This is a genomic window from Streptomyces candidus (assembly GCF_014207445.1).
Classification (GTDB): domain Bacteria; phylum Actinomycetota; class Actinomycetes; order Streptomycetales; family Streptomycetaceae; genus Streptomyces; species Streptomyces candidus.
Window position 1 is genome coordinate 1 of sequence record NZ_JACHEM010000034.1, and the last position, 26,407, is coordinate 26,407.

Genomic DNA, 26,407 nt, shown 5'->3' on the forward strand with positions numbered 1-26,407 from the left:
AACCACCGAAGTGGCCGGGGTATCAACATATTTGGCGTTGACTTTTGGCACGCTGTTGAGTTCTCAAGGAACGGACGCTTCCTTTGTACTCACCCTTGCGGGCTTTCCTCCGGACGTTTTCGTTCGGTGTTTCTTTTGTGTTGTTGCGTTTCCGACTCTATCAGACTGTTTCCAGTGCCGATTTCCTCGGTGCTTTCCAGGTTTCCCGCTTTCGCGTTTTCCCTTTCCGGCGGTTCCGACTCTATCAGATCCTTTCGGGCCTGATTCCCAGTCAGTGGGAGTTGTCTTTCCGGCTCTTGGGCCGTTCCGACGAGTGAGACATTAGCGGATTCCTGGACCCCGATGCCAATCGGGGTGCGTCCTCTCGAACGCGGATTCCTCATTTCGCAAAAGCGCACGCGAAACAATGCGACGGAAGTGTCGCCTGCTTGAGTGGTTGACGCGGAATGACTGTCCGGGGTCCGGCCGGGGCCAGCGCTCACAGTCGGACAGCTCGGAGAACATTACGTACTGGGAAATCCCGTGTCAACCCGGGGGTGCGGGGCTACGGTGGACCGCATGACTACGCGTACGTGCGCCCAGTGCTGGTGGGCCGCCTGAGGGCGGCCGTGCACACGTATGCATCCACGGCCGCCGCTTCGGCGGCCGTTCGCGTGTCTCCCTCCGGGAGGTCGGTCGCCAGTAGTGGCGGCCTCGACCAGGAGGAGCAGGAGAGACATGACGCGGATCTTCAGTGGGATCAAGCCGACCGGGCACATGACGCTGGGGAACTACCTCGGAGCCGTACGACGGTGGGTGGAGACGGATCAGCACCTGGGCGAGTCGTTGTTCTGTGTGGTGGACCTGCACTCGTTGACCGTGGAGCACGAACCGGCGCGACTGCTTCGGCTCAGCCGGCAGACGGCGACCTTGCTCCTGGCGGCGGGGCTGGACCCGGCGGTGTGCACCCTTTTCGTTCAGAGCCATGTCGATGAGCACACGCGGCTGTCGTACCTACTGGAATGCACCGCCGCCGACGGGGAGATGCGTCGGATGATCCAGTACAAGGAGAAGAGCGAGCAGGCGCGGGCGGCCGGGCAGGGCGTGCGGCTGTCGTTGCTGACGTATCCGGTGCTGATGGCGGCGGACATCCTGGCGTACGGGACGACCGAGGTGCCGGTGGGGGACGACCAGACCCAGCACGTGGAACTGGCGCGGGACCTCGCGGTGCGGTTCAACCAGCGGTACGGGCAGACGTTCGTGGTGCCGAAAGCGACGAAGCCGGTGGTGGCGGCCCGCGTCATGGACCTTCAGGAACCGACGTCGAAAATGGGCAAGACGAACGCGGCGACCGGGGGTGTGGTCTTCGTGCTCGACGAGGCCGACGTGGTCCGGAGAAAGGTCATGCGCGCGGTCACGGACAGCGGCAGCACGGTGGAGTACGACCCGGAGGGGCGACCCGGGGTGTCGAACCTGCTGGAGGTGCTGGCGGCTTGTGGCGGTGGAGAACCGGACGAGCTGGCCGGGGCGTACACGTCGTACGGGGCGCTGAAGCGCGATGTCGCGGAGGCGGTGGTGGAGGTGTTGCGGCCCGTACGTGAGCGGCATGCCGAGTTGGCCGCCGAGCCCGGGTACGTGGACCGGGTGCTGAGGGAGGGGGCGGCTCGGGCACGGGCGATGGCCCGGCCGACGGTGGATGCCGCCTACCGGGCCGTCGGGTTGCTGCCGGCGGGGTGAGGGGCCCCAGTGTGGGGTCGGGGGCCGGCCTGGGGCCCCGGGCCGGCACGGGGCGAGGAGACGAGACACCGGCCTCTCACCCCGGGGGCGGCCCGGGTGAGGCCGAGGGCGCCAACCGCTCGCCGGGGGCCGCCGACCCGGGTGACGTGTCAGGAGGCCGCGGTCCGGGCGACGGCTGGCGGCTGGCGGCTGGCGGCTGGCGGCTGGCGGCTGGCGGCTGGCGGCTGGGCGTACCGTCGCGGGTCAGCCGTTGCCGGAGGCGAGTTCGCGGCTGCGGTTGCGGGCGGCTTCCAGGGCGGAGATGAGGGCGGCCCGTACGCCGTGGTTCTCCAGTTCCCGGATGGCGCTGATGGTGGTTCCGGCGGGGGACGTCACCGCCTCGCGGAGCTTGACCGGGTGCTCGCCGCTGTCACGGAGCATGACGGCCGCGCCGATCGCGGCCTGGACGATCAGGTCGTGGGCCTGGTTGCGGGGCAGGCCCAGGAGGATGCCCGCGTCGGTCATCGCCTCGACGAGGAAGTAGAAGTACGCGGGCCCCGACCCCGAGAGGGCGGTGGCGGCGTCCTGCTGGGACTCCGGGACACGCAGTGTCTTGCCGACGCCCGCGAAGATCTCCTCCGCCTGGGAGAGGTGGGCGGCGGTGGCGTGGCTGCCGGCGGAGATGACGGACATGGCCTCGTCGACGAGGGCCGGGGTGTTCGTCATGACGCGGACCACGGGGGTGCTCGCCGCGAGCCGTTCCTCGAAGAAGGAGGTCGGGATGCCGGCCGCGCCGCTGATGACCAGCCGGTCGGCGGGGAGGTGCGGGGCGAGCTCTTCGAGGAGTTTGCCCATGTCCTGCGGCTTGACCGTGAGGATCAGGGTGTCGGCACGCTTGGCGGCTTCGGCGTTGGTGACGGACTCGACGCCGTAACGCGTCCGGAGTTCCTCGGCGCGCTCGGGGCGACGGGCGGTGACCAGAAGGTCCGCGGGGCGGCGGCCGCCCCGGATCATGCCGCTGAGGAGGGCCTCGCCGATCTTGCCGGTGCCCAGGACGGCCACGGTCTTGGGAGCGGGAGCGGTGGTGTGTGGGGCGGCGGCTGTCTGCTCGGTCATGCGGGGTGCACCCTCCGTGCCGGTGGGACATGTCGTACGCGGTCATCCTCGCACCGGGAAGGGGCGGCACGGAGGGAGTGTCCGAGGGGTGGGAGAGGTGGCAGCGGGCCGGGGGTCGTTCCGGGGACTCCCGGGCGTTTCGGGGCAGCGATCTTCGGCGTGGTCGCTGCGGGGGCTGTACGCCCGGGGGCGAGGGCACGAGGGGGCGGTGCGACGGGGCTGCGCCTACGCTTTGGGGATGACTGGCGTAAACCCGAACCTGGCCGAACTCCTTGAGGGAGGCAGCCCGGACCATGCCGAGCTGCTCGCCGCCGTTGCGGACGGCGTGATCATCGCTGTGGACGACAGCGGATCCGTCGTTTTCATCCGGGGCGAGGACGGGCAGCCCTGGCTCCCCTCCTTCGTCGACGAGGCCACATGTGCGCGGGACATCGCGCACGGGCAGCCGTTTCTGTGCGATGTCCGGCGGCTGCTCGACATCGCCGCGCGTACGGGGGTCAGGACGATGACGGTGGCTTCGGCGACTCAGTGTGCGACCGTCCCGATCGCTCTGGTGGGGCGAGCGGCGGCTGGGGACGGCGGGCAGTAGCGGGGCTGGGCGCTGCGGATGCTGGGCGGGGTGGTTACTTGCGTTTGGACTTCTTCTTGCGGGCGGCGGGGTTACCCGTACGGGTGCCCCGTCGGCGCTCGTACTGCTTGAGGGCCGCCTCGTACTCCGTGCGGTGCAGCTTCTCCCCCGGTGCTTCGGTCAGGGACCGGAAAAAGTACGCGAGGAGCGAGCCGACGAAGCCGATCGTCTTCAGGCTGCGCAGGGACTGCTCGCGGGCCGGGTCGGCGGAGTGGGCCGAGAATCCCTCCCAGGTCTTGCGGAACGCGATCGCACTGCACACCGCGAACATCACGATGACCAGCATGCCGACGAAACCGCCCACGTCCGCGATCTGGAGTCCCTGGTACGCGAAGCGGAGCAGGAAGCAGCCGGCGGCGGCTGCGGCGAGCGAGCCGAGGGAGGCGCCGACGCGGCGCAGGGCGTAGCCGTCGTCGTGATTGAGCCAGGTGGTGCCGAAGAAGCGGAGGGGCTCGGGGCGGGGGCCGGTGGGGGTGCCGGGGGCGGTGGGGGTGCCGGGGGCGGTGGGGGTGCCGGGGGCGGTGGGGGTGCCGGGGGCGGTGGGGGTGCCGGGGTTGTCGAGGGTGCCGGGGATGTCGGGGGTGGTGGAGGGGGTGTCGGCGTGCTGGGGGTTTTCGCTCACGGGAGTGATTGTCTCCCGGAGGTGGTGGGTGGGGGTTTCGCGGGACTCTGATGGGGGCGGGGGCGCGGGGCCACCGGTGGGGGCGAGGGGCTACTTGGGGAGGGGCTGGGGTTCTAGGGTGGGCGGGCCAGGCGGCTTTTTGCGTACGGGATCGAGAGGGGCGTGTCGTGTCGCTCGCGGCGGACGAGCCTGAGGTGATCGGGGACTACCGGCTCGTCGGGCGGCTCGGCACCGGGGGCATGGGCACGGTCTTTCTCGGGCGGTCGCCGTCCGGCCGTGAGGTCGCCGTGAAGGTGATTCACGAGCAGTACGCCGCCGATGCGGATTTCCGTACCCGCTTCCGGCAGGAGATCGCCGCGGCGCGGCGGGTCAGCGGGGCGTTCACCGCGCCCGTGGTGGATGCCGATCCGGACGCGGTGCGGCCGTGGATGGCCACCCAGTACGTGCCGGGGCCGACGTTGGCACAGTTGCTGGCGAGTCAGGGTCCGCTGGGCGACCGCGAGTTGCGGGCGCTGGCGCTGGGGCTGGTCGAGGCGTTACGTGACATCCACCGCGTCGGCGTCGTGCACCGGGACCTGAAGCCCGCCAACGTACTGATGGCGCAGGACGGGCCGCGCGTCATCGACTTCGGCGTCTCGCGGGCCGTCGGCAACCGCGCGCTGACCGTCACCGGGCACGTGATGGGCACCCCGCCGTTCATGTCGCCCGAGCAGCTCAGCAGCCCGCGCACCATCGGCCCCGCCTCCGACATCTTCTCGCTCGCCGCGCTCCTGGTGTACGCGGCGGTGGGACACGGACCGTTCGACGCGGACAGTCCGCACATGACCGCTTACCACGTGGTGCACGAGCCGCCGGTGCTGGACGGTGTGCGTGAGCCGCTGCGCGGGATCCTGGAGTACTGCCTGGTCAAGGAGGCGGAGGAGCGGCCGGACAGTGCCGAGTTGGCCTCGCTGCTCCGCAAGTGGAGGACTGCGCCCGGGAGCGGCGACGGGCCGGGGGGCGGGGGCCGGGCCGGGGCTGGGGACGAGGGCGCTTCCGTCCGCGGCCCGGACGTGGCGGACGGGGCCGATCGGGACACCGTGGTCGTGCGAAGGGGTGCGCAGGGGGCCGAGGCGCTCGGGGTGATCGGCGCTGGTGGGGAGGCGGGCTCCGCCGGGGCGGGTGGGCGGGACGGGCAGGGCGGGGAGGTCGGGCACGCCGGGACGAGCGGGGCGGCCGGGGCCGCCGGGAATGACGGGGCGGTGGGGGTTCGCGGGGCTGGCCCGGCTGTGCGGGATGGAGGGTCGGTGGGTGGGCTGCCCACTCCGGCGGTGTCCCGTCGGCCTCTTCCTCGGCGCGCGCTTCTCGTCTCCGCCGTCGCTCTCGCCCTCCTTCTCGGCGGGGGCGGCCTCGCGCTCTTCCTCGACCCGCCGGGGACGGGCAAGGGCGGGGCGGCGGAGGGCGTGCGGGACGGCAGGCCCACGGCTCCCGCCGGGGGGAAGTCCAAGTCCTGGCAGGTCGCGCTGGACTGGGCACCCGGGATGTCCGCGTCCCTCGGCTCGGTCCGCTGTGTCGCTTCGGGTTCCGCCGCGTTCTGCGGAGGGCCGTATGTGAGGGCCGCGCGGCTCGACACCGCGGCGGGAGCGACGGTGTGGCAGGCCCCGGACCCGCCGACCGTCCCGGGCACCCGGACGGCCGCCGACTCGACTCCGGCAGGGGTCGCGGGCAAGGCCGTGTTCGTCGTGGAGACCCTGTCGGACTCGGCGCGCCGGCTGGTCGCGCTGGACACCGGTGACGGGCGGCGGCTGTGGCACCGCCCAGTCGGCGGGTACCGGCCTCCGGCCGTCCACGGCGGACTCGTCGCCACCGCCGACGCGGGGCAGCGCAACGTCGTCGCCCGGGAGGCCCTCACCGGCGCCACCCGCTGGACCGCGCGGAATCAGGACGGGCAGGCGTGCTTCCCCTTCGTGCTCCAGGGGCAGTGGTACGGGTCCTGCACGCGCTCCGACGACGGCGCGGCGCCCCGCACCTACGTCCACTACGGCGCGGACGGCAGCCCGGCCCCCGTTTTCACCCGGGGCCGCGACCACGAACTCGTCGGTTCCTACGGCAAGTTGCTCGTCTTCGCCCGGTGGGCGCGTCCCGACGACGCGGCCGGGCACGCCAACCACGAGGGCGCCTACTCCTCACTCCTGCTGGTCGACCCCACGGGCGCCCGGCTGCCGCGCACCCTGCCCCTGCCCGGTACGCCAGCGGGGCGTCCGGTACTGCGCGGCGACGCGGTCCTCTTCGTGCACCACTGGGGCACGGTGTCGTCGCACGGGGTGCGCGACGGCGACCGGCGGTGGGCCAGGGACACCGGGGTGCGGGGGCTCGGGGTGCCGACGACCGGGCGCGCGGCGGACCAGGACGTGCTGTTCGTGCCGAGTCTCAGCGGGCGAGTGCTCGCGCTGCACGCCCGTTCCGGCAGGGAGGTGTGGCGTTCGGCGCACCGCGGGGCGCCGCCGGCCTCGTACCACGACACGGAGGCCGTGCGCGTGGGTGGCGTGTTGCTCGTCACGGGCACGGGCGGCACCGTCTTCTCCCTGGACCCGGCGGATCCGGCTCTGCGGGCGGGCGACGACGGACACCCGCCGGAGGGTGCGCCGGGGCCCGGTCCAGGTCCTGGCGGTGGACCGCCGCCGCCTCCGCCCCCGCCCCCGCGCAACAGCGGTGGCGGAGGCGGTAGTTGAGTCGAGCCTCAGCCGAGTTTCGACACGTCCCGGACCGCGCCCTTGTCCGCGCTGGTCGCCATCGCGGCGTACGCGCGCAGGGCCTGGGAGACCTTGCGTTCGCGGTTCCGCGGGGCGTAGACACCGCCGAGGGCCTCGCTGCGTTCGGCCAACTGCTCGTCGGGGACGAGGAGTTCGATCGTACGGTTCGGGATGTCGATGCGGATGCGGTCGCCGTCCTCGACGAGTGCGATCGTGCCGCCCGAGGCCGCTTCCGGGGAGGCGTGGCCGATGGACAGGCCCGACGTACCGCCGGAGAAGCGTCCGTCGGTGATCAGCGCGCACTCCTTGCCGAGGCCGGTGCCCTTCAGGTACGAGGTGGGGTAGAGCATCTCTTGCATGCCCGGGCCGCCCTTGGGGCCCTCGTACCGGATGACGACGACGTCACCCGCCTTGACCTGCTTGAGGAGGATCTTCTCGACGGCTTCCTCCTGCGACTCGCAGACGACCGCCGGGCCCTCGAAGGTCCAGATCGACTCGTCGACGCCGGCGGTCTTCACGACACAGCCGTCGATCGCGAGGTTTCCGCGCAGGACGGCCAGGCCGCCGTCCTTGGAGTAGGCGTGCTCGACCGAGCGGATGCAGCCCTCGGCGGCGTCGGTGTCGAGGGTGTCCCAGCGCTCGGACTGCGAGAACGCGGTGGCGGAGCGGACGCAGCCGGGGGCCGCGTGCCACAGTTCGACGGCCTCGGGGGCGGGCGAACCGCCGCGCACGTCCCAGTTCTTGAGCCATTCGGCGAGGGACGGGGAGTGCACGGAGTGCACGTCCTCGTTGAGGAGTCCGCCGCGGTGGAGTTCGCCGAGGATGGCGGGGATGCCGCCGGCGCGGTGGACGTCCTCCATGTAGTACGTGCGGTCCTTGGCGACGTTCGGGGCGACCTTGGCGAGGCAGGGGACGCGCCGTGAGATCTCGTCCATTTCCGGGAGGCCGAAGTCGAGTTCGGCCTCCTGGGCGGCGGCCAGCAGGTGCAGGATCGTATTGGTGGAGCCGCCCATGGCGATGTCCAGGGCCATGGCGTTCTCGAACGCGGCACGCGAGGCGATGGCGCGGGGCAGGACGGTCGCGTCGTCCTGCTCGTAGTGGCGCTTGGTGATCTCGACGATCGTGCGGCCCGCGTTCTCGTACAGGGCGCGGCGGGCCGTGTGCGTGGCGAGGGTCGAGCCGTTGCCCGGGAGGGCGAGGCCGATGGCCTCGGCGAGGCAGTTCATCGAGTTGGCGGTGAACATGCCGGAGCAACTGCCGCAGGTGGGGCAGGCGTTCTCCTCGATACGGAGCATGTCCTCGTCGGAGATCTTGTCGTTCACCGCGTCGGACATCGCGTCGACCAGGTCGAGGGTGCGGACGCTGCCGTCGACGAGGGTGGCCCGGCCGGACTCCATGGGGCCGCCGGAGACGAAGATCGTGGGGATGTTGAGGCGGAGCGCCGCGTTCAGCATGCCCGGGGTGATCTTGTCGCAGTTGGAGATGCAGATCAGGGCGTCGGCGCAGTGGGCCTCGACCATGTACTCGACGCTGTCCGCGATCAGGTCGCGGGAGGGCAGGGAGTACAGCATGCCGCCGTGGCCCATCGCGATGCCGTCGTCGACGGCGATGGTGTTGAACTCGCGGGGGACGGCGCCGGCCGCGAGGATCGCCTCGGAGACGATCCGGCCCACCGGGGCGAGGTGGGTGTGGCCGGGGACGAACTCGGTGAAGGAGTTGGCGACCGCGATGATCGGCTTGCCGATGTCCTCGCTCGCTACACCGGAGGCGCGCATGAGCGCGCGGGCGCCTGCCATGTTGCGGCCGTGGGTGACGGTGCGGGACCTCAGCTCGGGCATCGGGTTCACTTCCCAGGAGTACGGGTGCGGGGGGGTGCGGGTCCGTGCGCGGGGCACGGAGGCGTGCGGTACTACTGGCGTCGAGCGTACGCCTCCGATCCAGGATCTGGACAGGTCGTCCGGATGACGGAACAGGTGTTCAGGTTCCGGACGGGGCTGGGTGGGGCTGGCGGGCAGCGGGCGGCGTCGGAGGGCGCGGAGACGGGGCGGGCGGCCACCGGTCCGGCGGTTACGGGCGGGCATCGGGCCGGACAGCGCCGAGGGGGCGGCATCGGACCCGGGTGGAGCCCGGGGCGGCGGCACCTGGGGCTCCGGCGGCGGGGTGCCGGCGGCGGGGTGCCGGCGATGCCTGCACGGGAGGCTTGCCTCGGGCCCGTGGCCGCGCTGGGCGCATTCGCGGGTGGCGGTTCGGGTGCGGTCGTGGGTGTCCGGTCCGGCAGGGTCCCGGGCGGTAGCGGCCGGTCGCGGCGGCGGGGCGCCGGAGACGGGGTGGCAGGAGGCGGTGCCGGTGCGCTTACGCGCCCGGGGTCCGGGCCCGCGAGGCCGGTGGTGCGGCGGACGCGGCCGGTGACGTCGCGGAGGCCAGGTGGAGGCGGGTGAAGGCGAGGGCCTCGGCGAGGTCCGCCTCGCGTTCGGCGGAGGACATGGCGCGGCGGGTGTTGACCTCGACCACGACGTGGCCGCCGAAGCCGCTGGTCGCGAGGTGTTCGAGGAGTTCCGCGCAGGGCTGGTCGCCGCGGCCGGGGACGAGGTGTTCGTCCTTCGCGGAGCCCTTGCCGTCCGCGAGGTGGACGTGGCCGAGGCGGTCGCCCATCCGGCCGATCATCGCCATGGCGTCGGTGCGGGCGGTCGCGGTGTGCGAGAGGTCGACGGTGAAGTGCCGGTAGTCGTCCTTCGTGACGTCCCATTCGGGGGCGTACGCCAGCATCTCGCGGTCCTTGTAGCGCCACGGGTACATGTTCTCGACGGCGAAGCGCACGTCCGTCTCGTCGGCCATCCGCCAGATGCCGGTGACGAAGTCCCGCGCGTAGTTGCGCTGCCACCGGAAGGGCGGGTGGACGACGACCGTGGACGCGCCCAGCTTCTCGGCGGCGGCCCGGGCGCGCTGGAGCTTGACCCACGGGTCCGTCGACCACACCCGTTGCGTGATCAGGAGACACGGCGCGTGCACGGCGAGGACCGGGACGCCGTGGTAGTCGGAGAGTCTGCGCAGCGCTTCGACGTCCTGACTGACGGGATCCGTCCACACCATGACCTCGACGCCGTCGTAGCCGAGGCGCGCGGCGATCTCGAAGGCCGTCGCCGTCGACTCCGGATAGACGGAGGCCGTGGACAGCGCGACCTTCGCATCCGGGATGCGTACCGCTGGTTTCGCCACTTCTGCCACGAGGGACAGCCTACGGTCCCCCTCCGGTGCGGGGCGGGCCGAGGTCACGTACCGCTCATGACGGAGGGAGCCGATCCAGCCGCCGCAGAATGACGCCCTCGCGCAGTGCCCAGGGGCCTATTTCCAGCGTCGACACGTCGAAGAGGTCCATCGCGGCCTCCGCGACCAGCGCTCCTGCGAGGAGTTGGGTGGCGCGGTCGGCCGAGACGCCGGGCAGTCCGGCCCGCTGCTCGGCCGTCATCGAGGCCAGTTTCGGAACCCATTCCTCCAGCGAAGTGCGACTCAGCTCACGTTGCACGTAGAGGCCGTCGGCCGACCGTGCGGCCCCCGCGATCCGGGCGAGCTGGCGGAACGTCTTCGACGTGCCCACCACATGGTCGGGCGGCCCGAAGCGGGCGAATTCCCCCACGGAACGGCCGATTCGCGCACGTACGTGGCGGCGCAGTGCCCGTACGTCCTGGACGTCCGGCGGGTCGCCGGGCAGGTGGGCCGCGGTCAGCCGGCCCGCGCCGAGCGGGAGGCTGACCGCGGCGTCCGGGTCCTCGTCGATGCCGTACGCGATCTCCAGCGACCCGCCGCCGATGTCGAGCAGCAGCAGCTTCCCCGCCGACCAGCCGAACCAGCGGCGGGCGGCCAGGAAGGTCAGCCGGGCCTCGTCCTCGCCGGAGAGGACCTGGAGGTCCGCGCCGGTCTCCTCGCGGACCCGGGTCAGTACGTGGTCGGCGTTGGTGGCGTCGCGCACCGCGGAGGTCGCGAATGCCATGACGTCCTCGCAGCCCTTGTCCTCGGCCGCCTCCAGGGCCTCGCCGATGGTGTTGACCAGCCGTTCCACCCCTTCCTCGCCGATCGCGCCGCCCTCGTCGAGCAGCTCCGCGAGGCGGAGTGCCGCCTTGTAGGAGTACGCGGGAAGGGGGCGGGCGCCGCGGTGGGCGTCCACCGCCAGCAGGTGCACCGTGTTCGAACCGACGTCGAGGACTCCGAGTCTCATGGGCGGAACGCTACTGCGGCGCGCGGCGGACACCCTTGCCCCTACCCTTGCCCCGTGCCAAAGACGAAAAAGGCGAAGCCCGGAAAAGCCGCGAGCCAGTCAAAGTCGGGCGTGTTCGTGGACGTCCAGGACGTGACGCCCGCCGCGAGAGACGACGAACAGGGGTTGGACTTCGCACGGGCGTGGGTGGAGTTCCCCGACCCGGAGGACGAGGAGCAGGTCTTCCGGTGCGACCTGACCTGGCTGACCTCGAAGTGGACGTGCATCTTCGGCAGTGGCTGCCAGGGCATCAAGCTGGGGCGCGCGGACGACGGTTGCTGCACGCTGGGGGCGCACTTCTCCGACGAGGACGACGAGAAGCGGGTCGCGGAGCACGTGGCGCGGCTGACTCCGGACATCTGGCAGTTCCACGACGTGGCGAAGACGACAAAGGGTTCCAAGGGGCCCAACGGCGGCTGGACGCAGACCGACGAGGACGGCGACCGGCAGACACGGCGCTGGGAGGGTTCGTGCATCTTCCAGAACCGGCCCGGGTTCGCGGGCGGCATGGGCTGCTCGCTGCACATCCTCGCGCTGCGGGAGGGCAAGGAGCCCCTCGAAACGAAGCCGGACGTGTGCTGGCAGCTGCCGGTGCGGCGGACGTACGAGTGGATCGAACGGCCCGACGACACGAAGATCCTCCAGGTCACGATCGGTGAGTACGACCGGCGCGGCTGGGGGCCCGGCGGCCACGACCTGCACTGGTGGTGCACGTCGGCGACGTCCGCGCACGGGGCGGGGGAGCCGGTGTACGTGTCGTACCGGCCGGAGCTGACGGAACTCATGGGCGCGGGCGGGTACGCGCGTCTCGTCGAGCACTGCGAGGCGCGGACGGCTTCGCTGCTGCCGGTGGTGGCGCCGCATCCGGCGGACCCGGTGGAGCCCGGGCCCGAGGGGTAGGGGCCGCAGGGTCCGGGGGCGGCGGGTCCGGCCGAACCCGCCCGCCCTGCACGCCCACCCCGCCCCTACCCCCCGTCCGGCGCCTGCGTTCCCGGGGCCGACGGCGAGGGGTCCGGCGGGTCGGTCTGCGGGGGCGGGGAAGAGGGCGGATCCGTGGCGGGTGGCGGGGTCGTCGGCGGCACGCTGGGTTCCGGCGGCGCGGTGGTCGCCGAGGGCCCGGTCGGTCGCGGCGCGGGATCCGTGGGCACGGGGCCCGGTCCGTGCGTGCCCCCGGGGGCGGGAGTCACGCCGGGTCCGGGGTGGCCGCCGGGGCCCGGGTGCGGCCCCGGTCCGGGATGGGTGCCCGGCCGCGGGTGCGTTCCCGGCGCGGCCCAGGCTCCCGTGCCCCGCCCCGAGACCGAGAGCACCGCGCCGCTCGGCGCGACCCCCAGGCGGGCCGTCCACGCTTCGGCGGGCTCCTTGTCGCGGTCCACGGTGATGTACACGGTGAACGACGCCCCCGCGGCCAGCGTTCCCGTCGTCCGGCTCAGATGCAGCCAGGGCGCGTCGGCCCACATCGACCAGACCACCGGACCGCCCGACGCCGTCAGCCGTACCACCGTGGTGCCGCCCGCGGTCTCCGCCCGCACCGCGAGGTTCCTCCCCGTCGCCGATGCCCCCCGGCCGGGGGTGAGGACCTTCACCGTCACGTCGCCCGCGCCGTCGCCCACCGAGAGGGTGGGGTCGGGTCTGCTGTGCGCGGTGCCGGTCTTGCGGTAGCCGTCCCCGGAGCCGTCGTACGGAAGGCCGTCGCGTCCGGGCAGTCCGTCCTCCTCGCTCGCGGTGATCGCGGCGCCCCGGTGCCCGTCGCCCGCCACGGGCGCGCCCCGGTAGGCGGCCCACAGGGCGAGGACGGGGGCGGCGACCACCGTCGCGACGACCGTCGTGGTCACCGCGCGCGTACGGAGGCGTTCGCGGCGGGCCGCCCGGTCCTTGGGATCGAGCGGGAAGCCCTCGCGGTCGAAGCGCGGGGCGGTGCTCCGGGGCATCCGGGGGGCGTGCACCATGGCCGCGTACGCCGCCGCCCGGGGCGCCTCGACGAGCGGCAGCTCCCCGGGGGAGGCGCCGGTTCCGGGCCACGGGCCGCGGGCGCCCGCGCGTTCGGCGGCGCGGCGGCAGAGCGGGCAGTCGTCGACGTGCCGGACGAGTTCGCCGCGCAGGGCGGTGCTGAGCAGTACCTGGTCGTCGCCGGCGAGGCGGGTGACGGTCGGGCAGGTGCCGGTCTCGACGACGACCAGAGCCGCCCTGGTGCGCTCGACTTCGCAAGCGGCGGCGGCGAGGACTTCGCGGGCCGCGAGCGGGTCGAGGCCGAGGACGGCGGCGACCTGCCGGGCGCCGAGGCCGTGCCGTACCGCCAGTTCCAGGGCTTCGCGCTGTTCGGGGGTGGTGCCGGCCGCTTCCGGCCAGGCGAGGCGGGCCAGGTCGGCGTGCCGTCGGCGGGCCTCTTCCTCGTCCACCGGCAGTTCCGGTTCCGGGACGGGCGGGGCCGGGCGGTGCGTGTGGTGGCCCCCGCGTCCGCCGCTGTCGCCGTGGCTTGCGTGCGTGCCCTGTCTGCGGCGCTTGTCGTCGGTGAGGCGGCGCAGGCAGTTCCAGCGGACGAGGGCGTAGAGCCAGGCCTTGCGTTCCGGTTCGGCGGCGGGGCTGCGCGAGTCGCTGCGTTCGGCGAGGGCCAGCACTTCACCGAGGGCCGCCGTCGCCAGGTCGTGGTCGCGCAGCACGCAGAGCGCGTACGTGAACAGGCCGTCGAGGTACGGCTCGTACCGGGTGGACGGCTGCTGGTCGGAGGCGCGGGGCGCACGCCGGGGTGTCCCGGGCTCGCGGACGGCGCTCGTGAAGCCGGTTCCGGCCCCGCCGGTGCCGCTCGCGCCGAAGCCGGCCCTTCCGATGCCCGTCGCGCCGGCCGCGGAGCCGTCGGCTCCGGAGCCCCGGGGCCCTTTGTTTCCCGCCCCGGAACCTGTTCCGCCGGTCCCGATTCCGCTGCCCGTGGGGCCACTGCTTCCGGTGGTCTGCGTGGGGTGCTCCCGCCTGCTGGTCGTCACCCGGCCGACCGTAGGGGTGCCGTGGCTGCCCCCCTGCTCTCCCGGAGCCCTTTTAACCCATTCGGGTGAACAGATCCCTCAAAAGAGGCCTGGATTCCCACATTCCGCCCGCTTTCGGCCCATACCACTGGCCTATGCCCTTACGCGCCGCGACAGTTCCCCGGACGCGCTGCGCGGCCAGCACGGTCAGGGCAATTGTGCCGAATGCCGTCATATCGCCGAAGCGCCCCGGTCCCGTTGGCCCTTGGCGCGTGCCGCGTTGTCAGACCCCGTCTGTACGGTGACGCCATGGCTGCCCGTACGAAATCCGCGAAGGACCGGCCGTCCTACCGCTGCACCGAGTGCGGCTGGACGGCCGTCAAGTGGCTCGGCCGCTGCCCCGAGTGCCAGGCCTGGGGGACGGTCGAGGAGTACGGCGCGCCCGCGGTCCGCACCACCGCAGCGGGCCGGGTCTCCAGTGCCGCGCTGCCGATCGCCGAGGTGGACGTCCGCACCGCCACCGCCCGCTCCACCGGCGTCCCCGAGCTGGACCGGGTACTGGGCGGCGGCCTGGTGCCCGGCGCCGTGGTCCTGGTCGCGGGTGAACCGGGCGTCGGCAAGTCGACGCTCCTGCTGGACGTCGCCGCGAAGGCGGCCGACGACGAGCACCGCACCCTGTACGTCACGGCGGAGGAGTCCGCGAGTCAGGTCCGGCTGCGCGCGGACCGGATCCACGCGCTCAACGACCACCTCTACCTGGCGGCCGAGACCGACCTCGCCGCCGTCCTCGGCCACCTGGACGCCGTCAAGCCCACCCTGCTGATCCTGGACTCCGTGCAGACCGTCGCCTCCGCCGAGCTGGACGGCGCCCCCGGCGGCGTCGCGCAGATCCGGGAGGTGACGGCGGCCCTCATCCGCGCGTCCAAGGAGCGCGGCATGGCGACCCTGCTCGTCGGCCACGTCACCAAGGACGGCAACATCGCGGGCCCACGCCTCCTTGAGCACCTCGTGGACGTCGTCCTCTCCTTCGAGGGCGACCGGCACGCCAGGCTCCGCCTCGTCCGGGGCGTCAAGAACCGGTACGGGGCGACCGACGAGGTCGGCTGCTTCGAGCTGCACGACGAGGGCATCACCGGTCTCACCGACCCCTCCGGCCTCTTCCTCACCCGCCGTGACGTGGCCGTGCCCGGTACCTGCCTGACGGTCACCCTGGAGGGCCGCCGCCCCCTGGTCGCCGAGGTGCAGGCCCTCACCGTCGACTCGCAGATCCCCTCCCCCCGCCGCACCACCTCCGGCCTGGAGACCTCCCGCGTCTCGATGATGCTGGCCGTCCTCGAACAGCGCGGCCGGATCTCCGCGCTCGGCAAGCGCGACATCTACTGCGCCACCGTCGGCGGCGTGAAACTCACCGAGCCCGCCTCCGACCTGGCCGTCGCCCTGGCCCTGGCCTCCGCCGCCAGCGACACCGCGCTGCCCAAGAACCTCGTCGCGATCGGCGAAGTGGGGCTCGCCGGAGAGGTCCGCCGGGTCACGGGCGTACAACGAAGGCTGGCCGAGGCGCACCGGCTGGGATTCACCCATGCCCTGGTCCCGGCCGATCCGGGCCGGGTTCCCGCAGGCATGAAGGTGACCGAAGTGGCCGACATGGGGGCGGCTCTGAGCGTCCTTCCGCGCCGGTCTCGCGCACAGGCCCCACGGAGCGAGGAGGAGCGCCGGTAGACTTTGCCCTGATCTCGCCTGTCCACCGCGTACGCGAGGCGAAGTTGACCGCCCCTGCCGGGGGCGGCCCCGACCCGTGACCCCCGTAGCCGGAGGAGTGCAGTGGCAGCCAACGACCGGGCCTCATCACCCGGAAAGTCCGGCTCTGGCAACGAGGCCCAGATCCGCGCCTCGCTGAGCGCCGTCGCGCCCGGCCAGCCGCTCCGCGACGGTCTGGAGCGCATCCTGCGCGGCAACACCGGCGGACTCATCGTCCTCGGCATGGACAAGACCGTCGAGTCGATGTGCACCGGCGGCTTCGTCCTGGACGTCGAGTTCACGGCGACGCGCCTGCGCGAGCTGTGCAAGCTCGACGGTGCGCTCATCCTCGACAAGGACATGACGAAGATCCTGCGGGCGGGCGTGCAACTCGTCCCGGACGCGTCGATCCACACGGAGGAGACCGGCACCCGGCACCGCACGGCGGACCGCGTCTCCAAGCAGTGCAACTTCCCCGTCGTGTCCGTGTCGCAGTCCATGCGCCTGATCGCGCTGTACGTGAACGGTGAGCGGCGCGTCCTGGAGGAGTCCGCGGCGATCCTCTCCCGGGCCAACCAGGCCCTCGCCACCCTGGAGCGCTACAAGCTCCGCCTCGACGAGGTCGCCGGCACGCTCTCCGCGCTGGAGATCGAGGACCTGGTGACGGTCCGCGACGTCACGGCGGTCGCCCAGCGACTGGAGATGGTGCGCCGCATCGCGACCGAGATCGCGGAGTACGTGGTCGAGTTGGGCACCGACGGGCGTCTCCTGTCTCTCCAGCTCGACGAGTTGATCGCCGGCGTCGAACCCGAGCGGGAGCTGGTCGTACGGGACTATGTGCCGGAGCCGACGGCGAAGCGGTCGCGGACGGTCGCGGAGGCGCTGACCGAGCTGGATGCGCTCACGCACGCCGAGCTCCTCGAACTGCCCATAGTGGCAAAGGCGTTGGGATACAGCGGGTCTCCCGAAAATCTGGACTCGGCGGTCTCCCCGCGGGGCTTCAGGCTGCTGGCGAAGGTGCCCAGGCTGCCGGGGGCGATCATCGAACGGCTCGTGGAGCACTTCGGCGGACTGCAGAAGCTGCTCGCCGCGAGCGTGGACGATCTCCAGACGGTGGACGGGGTCGGGGAGGCGCGGGCCCGGTCGGTGCGGGAGGGGCTTTCGCGGTTGGCGGAGTCTTCGATTCTGGAGCGGTACGTGTAGGTGGGGTGGGGTGGTTGGCGGGGTCTCTGCGAGGGCCTCTGCCGGGGGCTTGGACGGGGCGCTCGGCGTGGGCGCGGGCGCTCGTCGGGGTGGGCGTACGTGGGGTGGCGGGGCGCAGAGCAAGGGCGCGGCGTCCGCCGGGGGCCGCCCCCTTGCCCGCCCGTTCCGCCCCCGGGGGCGGCCCCGCCGCCCAAGGGCGCCGGCGTCGAGCGGCACCGCCGGCCGAGGGGCTGCCAGGGGGCGTGTGGGTCAGTCCTTCTGGAGGTAGACGGAGGCGGAGTTCTTGGCCCCGGCGAGTTCCACCAGGTAGGTTCCCGGTTCCACCGGCCCTCCCGTCTCCTTGTCGCACTTCGTCGCGTCGCTGCGGGTCCGGTCCCACTCGAACTCGCGCGGCACCTCCCCCTTCGCCGGGATGCGGAACAGCAGGGTCGTCGCCCCCTTGGGGCAGTCCTTGGACGACCAGACCGTCTCGTTCTTCGCGTTCTTGATCTTGATGACGGCGGCCTTCGGACCGAGGTCGACCTTGCAGTCGGTGGCCGAGGTGTTCTTCGCGATCAGCTCGAACTTCGGGTTCTCACCGGCCGGTACCTGCACTTCGCGCGCGCGGATCGTCAACTCCACGTCTCCGGCCGCACAGTTGGGGAGCGGTGAGTTCGCGGGAAGCTGCGTTCCCCCGCCGGACGCCGAGCCCGCCGCCGTACCGCCGGACGCGCTGCTGCCGCCCGTGCCGCCGCCGGAACCCTCGCTGCCGCCGGTGCCGTCGGCTCCCCCGGCGCCGGATCCGGCACCTCCGGCGGCCGTGCCTCCGGACCCCGTACTTCCGCCGCCCGTACCGCCGTTGGCTCCGCTGCCGCCGTCGCCTCCCGCGGTGTCACGGCCTCCCGGTTCGCCCGGGACCACCGGCCCGGAGCCCGAGGGGCCGGGCGTGATCGACGCGGCGGGCGAAGGTCCGCCCCCGCCGCGGCCGTTGTTGTCACCGTTCCCGCCGCCGGCGAGCACGGCCCAGAGCACCAGCGCCACCAGCAGCGCCAGCAGGGCAAGACCGACGACCCTCCGGCGCCAGTAGATGGAGGAGGGGAGCGGCCCGACTGGATTACGCAGAGATCCCACGGCCCGAACTCTACGAGAGATCAGGCCCCAACTCCTGCCCCACCCGCCGCTGTCGCGGCATCTTTTGCGGATCATCATTCCGCAGCCGCGGGCACGGACCGCCAGGGACCGTGCTGCTGCCGCGCACAGGGCCACACCCCCGTCACGCAGCGGAGCCGTCGAACGGCGATTGTGAACGCCGCCCGTCCATTCCGTAACGTCTGGGGGCATGGAAAGCAGCAGCGCGCTCTATCGCGCCATCCTCAACTTCGCGCACTCCACTCCCGGCTGGTTCCAGTACCTCGCCGAGATATGGACGGAGCTGGGGCTGCTGATCTTCGCGGCCCTGTTCGTGCTGGTGTGGTGGCGGGCGCGCGCCGACAGTGCGGCGGCCGTCGCGGTCGCGGTGCTCGCGCCGCTGGCGACCGGGGTGATGTACGTGTGCAGCGAGCTGTTCAAGTCGTTCATCAACGAGGACCGGCCGTGCCGGGCCGTCGCGCGGGCCGCCCGGCCGCTCATCGAGTGCCCGGCCGTCGGCGACTGGTCGTTCCCCAGCAACCACTCCACCATCGCCGGCGCAGCTGCCGTCGGTCTGGTGCTGGCCTGGCCGCGACTGGCCGTGTTCGTGGCCCCGATGGCCGTGCTGATGGCGTTCTCCCGGGTGTTCGTCGGCGTCCACTACCCGCACGACGTGGGTGTCGGCCTGCTGCTGGGCGCGATCGGCGCGGGTCTGCTGGTGTGGGGGTGCGCACGGCTCGCGCAGGGCGTGATCATGTCAATGCGGGCGAGCAGCCTCGGCCTGCTGCTGTGGTTCGCGGGCCCCGGGGGCCGCCGCTCGCGCAGCCTGACGTAGGTCCCCGTACGCGACAACGCCGGGTGCGCGGCAGTCGGGCACGCAGCGCCCCGTGTCCCGCTTCGGCCGTCCGTACACCGTTTCGTGCCAGGATCGGAAGTGCCATGACTGCGACCACTGAGTACACGCCCGAGACCGTGACCCCCGAAGCCGAGAACGAGAACGGCACCGAGACAGGCGCCGTTGCCGACACCGGTGGCGCCGGTGCCGCCGAAGCCGCTTCCGCCGAAGCGCTGCCCGTCCTGCACCCCCACGTCAACGCCTGGTTCGAGCTCAACGCCCGTGACCTGCCCTGGCGGCACCCCGAAGCGGGCCCGTGGGGGGTGATGGTCAGCGAGTTCATGCTCCAGCAGACGCCCGTCAGCCGGGTGCTGCCGGTGTACGAACAGTGGATGGCCCGCTGGCCGCGCCCCGCCGACCTGGCCGCCGAACCGTCCGGCGAGGCCGTCCGCGCCTGGGGCCGGCTCGGCTATCCGCGCCGCGCGCTGCGCCTGCACGGCGCGGCCACCGCCATAACGGAACGGCACGGCGGCGACGTACCGCGGGAGCACTCGCAACTGCTCGCCCTGCCCGGGATCGGCGAGTACACGGCCGCGGCCGTCGCCTCGTTCGCGTACGGGCAGCGGTATGCCGTCCTCGACACGAACGTGCGGCGGGTGATCGCGCGCGCGGTGTCCGGCACCGAGTACCCGCCGAACGCCACCACCGCCGCCGAACGCAGGCTGGCGCGTGCGCTGCTTCCCGAGGACGTGCCGACGGCGGCCCGCTGGGCGGCCTCCTCGATGGAGCTGGGCGCGCTCGTCTGCACGTCGAAGAACCCGGAGTGCGGGCGCTGCCCGATCGTCGCGCAGTGCGCCTGGGTGCGGGCGGGCAAGCCGCCGCACCAGGGTCCCGCCCGGCGCACCCAGACGTACGCGGGGACCGACCGCCAGGTGCGCGGGCGGCTGCTGGCCGTGCTGCGGGACGCGGTGACTCCCGTACCGCAGAAGGACCTTGACGCCGTGTGGCACGAGCCGGTGCAGCGGGCGCGGGCGCTGGACGGACTGGTGGCGGACGGACTGGTGGAGCCGTTGGAGGGCGGTGTGTACCGGCTCCCGCGTACCTGAGCGCGGACCCGCACGTTCTGCGCAGGGGCCTCCGCGCACCGGCGAAACACCTTTCGCGTACTTAAACCTCTTTCCTCGAAGTCGTCGTTACACAACCGATGGACAGCCGTGCGTCCGCCGAGCGCTCACCCGCACAGCCCCGTGACAAGCCCTCCGTAGCTTCATGAGCACAGGGGAACACAGGGGATTCACAGCTGGACGACCAACCAGCTGTCACAGGACGGGACGGAGGCGGTTCGAATGGCGCACGGCGAGGTGCTCGAATTCGAGGAGTACGTACGCACGCGGCAGGAGGCCCTGCTGCGCAGTGCCCGTCGTCTCGTCCCGGACCCGGTGGACGCGCAGGACCTCCTCCAGACCGCGCTGGCCCGCACGTACGGCCGCTGGGACGGCATCGCCGACAAGTCGCTGGCCGACGCCTACCTCCGCCGTGTCATGATCAACACGCGTACGGAGTGGTGGCGGGCCCGGAAGCTGGACGAGGTGCCCACCGAGCAGCTGCCGGACGCCCGCGTCGAGGACGGCACGGAGCAGCGCGCGGACCGCGCCCTGCTGATGGACATCCTCGGTGTGCTGGCGCCGAAGCAGCGCAGCGTGGTCGTATTGCGGCACTGGGAGCAGATGAGCACCGAGGAGACCGCTGCCGCGCTGGGCATGTCTGCCGGTACCGTCAAGAGCACCCTGCACCGTGCGCTCGCCCGGCTCCGCCAGGAGCTGGAGAGCCGGGACCTGGACTTCCGGGCCCTGGAGCGCGGTCACGGCGGCGGACGTGACGAGGAGCACGAAGTGCGTGCAGTACGCGGAGTGCGGGGCGAACGGGGGCAGGAGCGGTGCGCGGCCTAGACAGCGGAAGCGACGCCGGGGGCGGCGCCCCCGGAGAGCCCGCGTCCCCACGGGAGCGGGCTTCCCAGGACGTCAGGACTCCCCGGGACGTCAGGTCGGCGAGAAGCATCATGGCGGCGAGCGGAACGGCGGCGGCCGGGCTCGCCGCCGTCGGCCTGTTCGCGGTCACCGTGGTGTCCTGCGGGGCCGGCGGCACCGGTACCCGCGACGAGGGCCCGGCGGCGGTCGCCGTGAAGGTGAGCCCGCGACCGCAGACCGCCGCCTCGTCGTCGGCGGCGGCCCCGGCGCCCGCCGACCGGGTGGATCCCGTCGAACTCCTCAAGAACGACCCCAAGGTCAGCGCGGCCGTCAAGGCCGACCTCAAGCCGTGCGTGAAGAACATCTACCCGGTCGACGCCTCGTACGGCAAGGTCACCGGCAACACCGCCGACGACATCGTGGTCAACGTTTTGACCTGCGGCGATGCCATTGGAATCGGCTCCTACGTGTTCCGTGAGGACAATGGGCACTACAAGAACGTCTTCGTGGCGGAGGAGCCCGCCGTGTACGCGGAGATCGACCGGGGCGACCTGGTGGTGACCCGGCCGGAGTACAGGAAGGGCGACCCGGTGGCGTTCCCGTCCGGCGAGGTGGTGGTCACCTACCGCTGGGCCGGGCACCGGTTCTCCGAGCACGACAGGGTGGAGAACAGCTACAGCAAGGCCGTCGGCAACGGCGACGGGACCGGCGAGGAGCCGAGTTCCGCGCCGCGGGTGCAGGAGGAGGACGACCGGGAGGACGCGCGGCGCAAGGCCGAGGGCTCCCCCGGCGGCACTCCCGCCGATTCCTCGAACGGGTCGACCGCGGTTGCGCCGGGCAACGCGCCGACGGCCGGTCCGGCGACCAGGGACTGAGAGAACAGAGAGCAGCACATGGCCGATACCCACGTCCTGTTCGTCGAGGACGACGACGTGATCCGCGAGGCGACCCAGCTCGCGCTGGAACGGGACGGTTTCACCGTGACCGCGATGCCGGACGGGCTCTCCGGCCTGGAGGCCTTCCGTGCGCGGCAGCCGGACATCGCGCTGCTCGACGTGATGCTGCCCGGGATGGACGGGGTGAGCCTGTGCCGTCGCATCCGTGACGAGTCGACCGTGCCGGTGATCATGCTGTCCGCGCGGGCCGACTCGATCGACGTGGTGCTGGGCCTGGAGGCGGGCGCCGACGACTACGTGACGAAGCCGTTCGACGGGTCGGTGCTGGTCGCCCGGATTCGCGCGGTGCTGCGCCGCTTCGGCCACGCGTCGGGGGGCGGCGCGCTGGAACCGGTGCAGGGCGGTGAGGGCGGCGGGCTGCTGACCTTCGGCGAGCTGGAGGTCGACACCGAGGGCATGGAGGTGCGCAGGGGCGGCGAGCCGGTGGCGCTGACGCCGACCGAGATGCGGCTGCTCCTGGAGTTCTCCGCGGCCCCGGGCACGGTGCTCTCCCGCGACCGGCTGCTGGAGCGGGTGTGGGACTACGGCTGGGGCGGCGACACCCGGGTGGTGGACGTGCACGTCCAGCGGCTGCGTACGAAGATCGGCCAGGACCGGATCGAGACGGTCCGCGGCTTCGGCTACAAGTTGAGAGGCTGACCCGCACGGGCATGAGCATGACTGCCAGCCGTACGAACGTCCCCCTCGCCCGGTGCCTGCCGCGCCTGTCGGGCCCGGGGAGCCTGCCGGGCGGGTCGTGCCCGCCGGGCCTTCGGCGCCTGCCGGTTCGATCGGGCCTGCCGGGCCGCAGAACGCCGGGCACCCCATGAGGCGCTTCCCGCTCCGCACCGGCATCCGCTGGAAGATCAGCGTCGCGATCGCCGCGGTCAGCGCGCTCATCGCCGTGGCCCTCAGCCTCGTCGTGCACAACTCCGCGCGTGTGTCCATGCTCGACAACGCCCGTGACCTGCAACTGGAGCGGCTCCAGTTCGCACAGCGGCTGTACGAGTCGTCCCGCGACCCGAAGGTCGGCTCCAAGCTGAACGACCCGGACCTGCCCGCCGAGCTGCGCGCCAAGCTCGCCCTCGGCCGGCGTGCCACCTTCGTGCAGGAGGACGTGGACGGGGTGCCCGAGGTGTGGGCGGCCATGCCGTACCCCGGCGACGACATCCTCTCCCTGCACACCCGTTTCCCCAACAACGCCGCTGTCGTCGCGGACCTCGACCGCTCGCTGGTGATCGCGTCGGTCGCCGTGGTCCTCGGCGGGACGGTCCTGGGCATCCTCATCGGCGGCTCCATCTCGCGCCGGCTGCGCAAGGCCGCGGCCGCCGCCACCGACGTGGCGCAGGGCAATACCCAGGTACGGGTGCTGGACGCGATCGGCGGTGTCGTACGGGACGAGACCGACGACCTCGCCCATGCCGTCGACGCGCTGACCGACGCCCTGCAGGAGCGGGTGGAGGCCGAGCGGCGGGTCACCGCAGACATCGCGCACGAGCTGCGCACCCCGGTCACCGGCCTGCTCACGGCCGCGGAGCTGCTCCCTCCGAGCCGTCCCACCGAGCTGGTGCGGGACCGTGCGCAGGCCCTGCGCACCCTCGTCGAGGACGTGCTGGAGGTGGCTCGGCTCGACAGTGCCGCCGAGCGGGCGGAGCTGCAGGAGCTCCCGCTGGGCGAGTTCGTGTCGCGCCGGGTGGCGTCGCTCTACCCGGAGGCGGTGGTGAACGTCATCCACGACTCGTACGTGAACACCGACCCGCGCCGGCTGGAGCGCATCATCGGCAACCTGCTGGGCAACGCGGCCAAGCACGGGAAGCCCCCGTTCGAAGTGGCGGTGGAGGGCCGGGTGGTCCGGGTCCGCGACCACGGCAAGGGCTTCCCCCCCGACCTGCTGCGCGAGGGCCCCAGCCGCTTCCGCACCGGTTCCAGCGACCGGGCGGGCCACGGGCACGGCCTCGGCCTGACCATCGCCGCAGGTCAGGCCAAGGTCCTCGGGGCGCGGCTCACCTTCCGCAACGCGCAGCACGACGGCGGGGCGATCGCCGTCCTGTGGCTGCCGGAACACGCGCCCACCGCGACGGGCAGCTTCCCGATCGTCCATCTTGCGGACCTGCCGCCACGCAAGAGGTAACGGCTGCCCCGGCCTACTCGGACACCGCGGCCGGGGCGTCCTTCGGACCCGCGCCCTTCAGCACGACCTCCTTGACGAAGAACGCCGCCACGAACGCCACCAGCGCGATCCCCGCGCCCAGCAGGAACGCCCCGTGCGTGCCCGAGGCCACGGCGACCTGGTACGCCTCGCGCATCTGCTCGGGCAGCTTCGCCAGGCTCGCCGCGTCCAGCGCCGCCCCCTGCGGCAGCCCGCCGGCCGACCCGCCGTGGGCCGTCATCGACTCGGTCACCCGGGCGGTGAACAGCGCGCCCATCACCGAGACGCCGAACGAGCTGCCGAGCGTGCGGAAGAGGGTCGTGGTCGAGGAGGCGACACCCATGTCCGCGGGCTCCACGCTGTTCTGCGCGACGAGCATGGTGATCTGCATCAGGAAGCCCATGCCCGCCCCGAGGAGCGCCATGTAGATCCCGGAGGTGAGGCGGTCGGTGCCGGTGTCCATCTGCGCGAGCAGGAACAGTCCGACGGTGATCAGCGCACCGCCGATGATCGGGAACAGCTTGTACTTGCCGGTGTTGGTGGTGATGCGGCCGACGACCAGCGAGACGACCATCATCGACAGCAGCATGGGCAGCAGGAGCAGCCCGGAGTTGGTGGCGGAGGCGCCCTGCACCGACTGCTGGAACAGCGGCAGGTAGAGCACCGCGCCGAACATCACGAAGCCGACGATGAAGCCGATGACCGACATCAGGGCGAAGTTCCGGTTGCGGAAGATGTGCAGCGGAATGATCGGCTCCGCTGCCTTCGTCTCGACGAACAGGAAACCGGCGACGGCGACGAGACCCAGCGACATCAGGCCCAGGACCTGCGGCGAGCCCCAGGCGTACTCGCTGCCGCCCCAGGTCGTGACCAGCACGATCGCGGTGATGCCGACGGTCAGCAGGCTCGCGCCCAGGTAATCGATCCGTGCCTTGCGCGGTTCCTTCTTCGGAAGGTGCAGCACCGTGGTGATCATCACGAGGGCGAGCGCGCCGAGCGGGACGTTGATGTAGAAGGACCAGCGCCAGCCGAGGTGGTCGGTGAGGACGCCGCCGACCAGCGGGCCGCCGATCATGGCGAGCGCCATCACGCCGGCCATCATGCCCTGGTACTTGCCGCGCTCACGCGGAGGGATCAGGTCGCCGATGATCGCCATGACGCCGACCATCAGGCCGCCCGCCCCCAGTCCCTGCAGGGCCCGGAAACCGATCAGCTGTCCCATGTCCTGGGCCATGCCGCTGAGCACGGAGCCGAGGACGAAGACGACGATCGCGGTGAGGAAGATGCCCTTGCGGCCGTAGAGGTCACCGAGCTTGCCCCAGATGGGAGTGGAGGCGGCGGTGGTGAGCGTGTACGCGGTGACCACCCAGGACAGGTGCTCCAGGCCGCCCAGTTCGCCGACGATGGTCGGCATGGCCGTGCCGATGATCATGTTGTCGAGCATGGCGAGCAGCATCGCGATCATGAGCGCGAGCAGTACGACGCGCACACTGCGCTGCCGCGGCGGCGCCTTCTCCGGCTTCGCTGCTTCTTCCGGCTTCGGTGACTTCCCCGAGGCCGGCCTCACCGGTGCCGATGCCGTGTTTCCCATGTACCGCTCCCCAGATTACTTACTTGCCGCCCGGCAAGTTGGCTACACTTGGGGAAGGTAGACGGCTAACTTGCCGGTCGTCAAGTAAGTATCGGCAAGTTGAACAAAGCTTGGAGTACGAGGATGACCAGCAGCGCCAGCGGTACCGGCCGGCCGCGCCGGGGTGACACGCGCCGACGCATCCAGGACGTGGCGCTGGAGCTGTTCGCCGAGCAGGGCTACGAGAAGACCTCGTTGCGCGAGATCGCCGAGGAGCTGGAGGTCACGAAGGCGGCGCTGTACTACCACTTCAAGACCAAGGAAGACATCCTGATCAGCCTCTTCGAGGACCTGACGCGCCCGCTGGACGAGCTGATCGAATGGGGGCAGCGGCAGCCGCGCACCCTGGAGTCCAAGAAGGAGCTGCTGACCCGCTACAGCGTCGCCCTGCGCAACGCGGGCCCGCTGTTCCGCTTCATGCAGGAGAACCAGGGGACCGTCCGGGAGCTGAGCATCGGCGACAGCTTCAAGGAGCGGATGCTCAGGATGATGGCGTTGATGAAGGAACCGGACGCGCCGCTGATCGACCAGGTCCGGTGCATGAGCGCGCTGTTCACCCTGCACTCGGGCATGTTCGCGCTCAAGGACGTCGAAGGCGACTTCGAGGAGAAGCGCAAGGCCGTCCTGGAAGTCGCCTTCGAACTGATCACGCGGGCCCAGCAGGACCCGGCGGACCGGGCGCAGGCCGGGCCGGAGGCCTAGATGAATGAGTCCGATGTCTTCAGTGGTCGTAGGCGATCAGGGAGTGTTTGACTGCGGCGTCGGTGGTCCAGTTGTGCCAGATGCCAGCGGCGAGGGCGAGGAGTCGTTGGCCGGTGCGGGCGAAGACTCCGGCCGGGGTT

The 26,407-nt window shown here is 72.0% G+C and carries 21 protein-coding genes and 1 pseudogene; 13 read left to right on the top strand and 9 right to left on the bottom strand.

What is annotated here, in order from left to right; translation table 11 throughout:
• The first annotated feature begins 717 nt into the window (after positions 1–717).
• Positions 718–1,716 (top strand): tryptophan--tRNA ligase, encoded by a 999-nt coding sequence (gene trpS, locus HNQ79_RS31910; RefSeq protein WP_185036480.1) that lies wholly within the window; start codon positions 718–720, stop codon positions 1,714–1,716.
• Between the two features lie 243 nt (positions 1,717–1,959).
• Here the strand turns inward: trpS and proC are convergent, their stop codons facing one another.
• Positions 1,960–2,811, bottom strand: coding sequence for a pyrroline-5-carboxylate reductase (gene proC, locus HNQ79_RS31915; RefSeq protein WP_185036481.1), 852 nt, complete (start codon positions 2,809–2,811; stop codon positions 1,960–1,962).
• Positions 2,812–3,049: 238 nt separating this feature from the next.
• Between proC and HNQ79_RS31920 the strand changes: the two genes are divergently transcribed.
• A complete protein-coding gene (locus HNQ79_RS31920) occupies positions 3,050–3,400 on the top strand; it encodes a hypothetical protein (protein ID WP_185036482.1) in 351 nt (116 codons plus the stop codon).
• Positions 3,401–3,434: 34 nt separating this feature from the next.
• Here HNQ79_RS31920 and HNQ79_RS31925 read toward each other — a convergent pair whose 3' ends face one another.
• Positions 3,435–4,013: a hypothetical protein gene (locus tag HNQ79_RS31925; protein ID WP_229923797.1), complete on the bottom strand. Its 579-nt coding sequence runs from the start codon at positions 4,011–4,013 to the stop codon at positions 3,435–3,437.
• A gap of 215 nt (positions 4,014–4,228) precedes the next feature.
• Here HNQ79_RS31925 and HNQ79_RS34680 point away from each other — a divergent pair, with 215 nt between their 5' ends.
• A complete protein-coding gene (locus HNQ79_RS34680; protein WP_185036483.1) occupies positions 4,229–6,772 on the top strand; it encodes a serine/threonine-protein kinase in 2,544 nt (847 codons plus the stop codon).
• An 8-nt stretch (positions 6,773–6,780) separates the two neighbouring features.
• Here HNQ79_RS34680 and ilvD read toward each other — a convergent pair whose 3' ends face one another.
• From ilvD to HNQ79_RS31945, 3 genes are all read right to left on the bottom strand, one after another.
• Positions 6,781–8,631, bottom strand: a complete 1,851-nt coding sequence (ilvD, locus tag HNQ79_RS31935) for a dihydroxy-acid dehydratase (protein WP_185036484.1) — start codon at positions 8,629–8,631, stop codon at positions 6,781–6,783.
• Positions 8,632–9,145: 514 nt separating this feature from the next.
• Positions 9,146–10,009 (bottom strand): sugar phosphate isomerase/epimerase family protein, encoded by an 864-nt coding sequence (locus HNQ79_RS31940; protein ID WP_185036498.1) that lies wholly within the window; start codon positions 10,007–10,009, stop codon positions 9,146–9,148.
• Between the two features lie 64 nt (positions 10,010–10,073).
• The gene (locus HNQ79_RS31945; RefSeq protein ID WP_185036485.1) at positions 10,074–11,006 is read right to left on the bottom strand and encodes a Ppx/GppA family phosphatase; all 933 of its coding nucleotides are present in this window, start codon (positions 11,004–11,006) and stop codon (positions 10,074–10,076) included.
• Between the two features lie 111 nt (positions 11,007–11,117).
• Here HNQ79_RS31945 and HNQ79_RS31950 point away from each other — a divergent pair, with 111 nt between their 5' ends.
• The gene (locus HNQ79_RS31950) at positions 11,118–11,945 is read left to right on the top strand and encodes a DUF3109 family protein (protein WP_373312645.1); all 828 of its coding nucleotides are present in this window, start codon (positions 11,118–11,120) and stop codon (positions 11,943–11,945) included.
• Between the two features lie 65 nt (positions 11,946–12,010).
• Here the strand turns inward: HNQ79_RS31950 and HNQ79_RS34685 are convergent, their stop codons facing one another.
• A complete protein-coding gene (locus HNQ79_RS34685) occupies positions 12,011–14,023 on the bottom strand; it encodes a sigma-70 family RNA polymerase sigma factor (RefSeq protein WP_185036487.1) in 2,013 nt (670 codons plus the stop codon).
• Between the two features lie 288 nt (positions 14,024–14,311).
• Between HNQ79_RS34685 and radA the strand changes: the two genes are divergently transcribed.
• Entirely contained in the window at positions 14,312–15,721 is a 1,410-nt protein-coding gene (gene radA / locus HNQ79_RS31960) for a DNA repair protein RadA (RefSeq protein ID WP_185036488.1), read from the top strand.
• 102 nt (positions 15,722–15,823) lie between these two features.
• Positions 15,824–16,942, top strand: a complete 1,119-nt coding sequence (gene disA, locus HNQ79_RS31965; protein ID WP_185036489.1) for a DNA integrity scanning diadenylate cyclase DisA — start codon at positions 15,824–15,826, stop codon at positions 16,940–16,942.
• Between the two features lie 249 nt (positions 16,943–17,191).
• On the opposite strand, the gene HNQ79_RS31970 is transcribed toward disA, so the two are convergent.
• Positions 17,192–18,052, bottom strand: a complete 861-nt coding sequence (locus HNQ79_RS31970; protein WP_185036490.1) for a hypothetical protein — start codon at positions 18,050–18,052, stop codon at positions 17,192–17,194.
• 208 nt (positions 18,053–18,260) lie between these two features.
• Between HNQ79_RS31970 and HNQ79_RS31975 the strand changes: the two genes are divergently transcribed.
• The 6 genes from HNQ79_RS31975 to cseC all read left to right on the top strand — a co-directional run bounded on the left by HNQ79_RS31975 (position 18,261) and on the right by cseC (position 23,917).
• Positions 18,261–18,884 carry a phosphatase PAP2 family protein gene (locus HNQ79_RS31975; protein WP_185036491.1) on the top strand — a complete coding sequence of 208 codons (624 nt, stop codon included), beginning with the start codon at positions 18,261–18,263 and terminating at the stop codon, positions 18,882–18,884.
• A gap of 104 nt (positions 18,885–18,988) precedes the next feature.
• Positions 18,989–19,990 (top strand): HhH-GPD family protein, encoded by a 1,002-nt coding sequence (locus HNQ79_RS31980; RefSeq protein WP_185036492.1) that lies wholly within the window; start codon positions 18,989–18,991, stop codon positions 19,988–19,990.
• A gap of 240 nt (positions 19,991–20,230) precedes the next feature.
• A complete protein-coding gene (locus HNQ79_RS31985) occupies positions 20,231–20,833 on the top strand; it encodes a SigE family RNA polymerase sigma factor (RefSeq protein WP_185036493.1) in 603 nt (200 codons plus the stop codon).
• Positions 20,834–20,943: 110 nt separating this feature from the next.
• Positions 20,944–21,726, top strand: a complete 783-nt coding sequence (locus HNQ79_RS31990) for a hypothetical protein (protein ID WP_373312644.1) — start codon at positions 20,944–20,946, stop codon at positions 21,724–21,726.
• Positions 21,727–21,744: 18 nt separating this feature from the next.
• On the top strand, positions 21,745–22,446 hold the full coding sequence (gene cseB, locus HNQ79_RS31995) for a two-component system response regulator CseB (RefSeq protein ID WP_185036494.1): 702 nt from the start codon (positions 21,745–21,747) through the stop codon (positions 22,444–22,446).
• 166 nt (positions 22,447–22,612) lie between these two features.
• Positions 22,613–23,917 carry a two-component system sensor histidine kinase CseC gene (cseC, locus tag HNQ79_RS32000; RefSeq protein ID WP_185036495.1) on the top strand — a complete coding sequence of 435 codons (1,305 nt, stop codon included), beginning with the start codon at positions 22,613–22,615 and terminating at the stop codon, positions 23,915–23,917.
• A gap of 13 nt (positions 23,918–23,930) precedes the next feature.
• On the opposite strand, the gene HNQ79_RS32005 is transcribed toward cseC, so the two are convergent.
• Positions 23,931–25,526 (bottom strand): MDR family MFS transporter, encoded by a 1,596-nt coding sequence (locus HNQ79_RS32005; protein ID WP_185036496.1) that lies wholly within the window; start codon positions 25,524–25,526, stop codon positions 23,931–23,933.
• Between the two features lie 123 nt (positions 25,527–25,649).
• On the opposite strand from HNQ79_RS32005, the gene HNQ79_RS32010 reads away from it, so the two are divergent.
• The gene (locus HNQ79_RS32010) at positions 25,650–26,267 is read left to right on the top strand and encodes a TetR/AcrR family transcriptional regulator (RefSeq protein ID WP_185036497.1); all 618 of its coding nucleotides are present in this window, start codon (positions 25,650–25,652) and stop codon (positions 26,265–26,267) included.
• A 19-nt stretch (positions 26,268–26,286) separates the two neighbouring features.
• Here the strand turns inward: HNQ79_RS32010 and HNQ79_RS32015 are convergent.
• Positions 26,287–26,407: pseudogene (locus HNQ79_RS32015) on the bottom strand (IS982 family transposase); the annotation flags it as partial.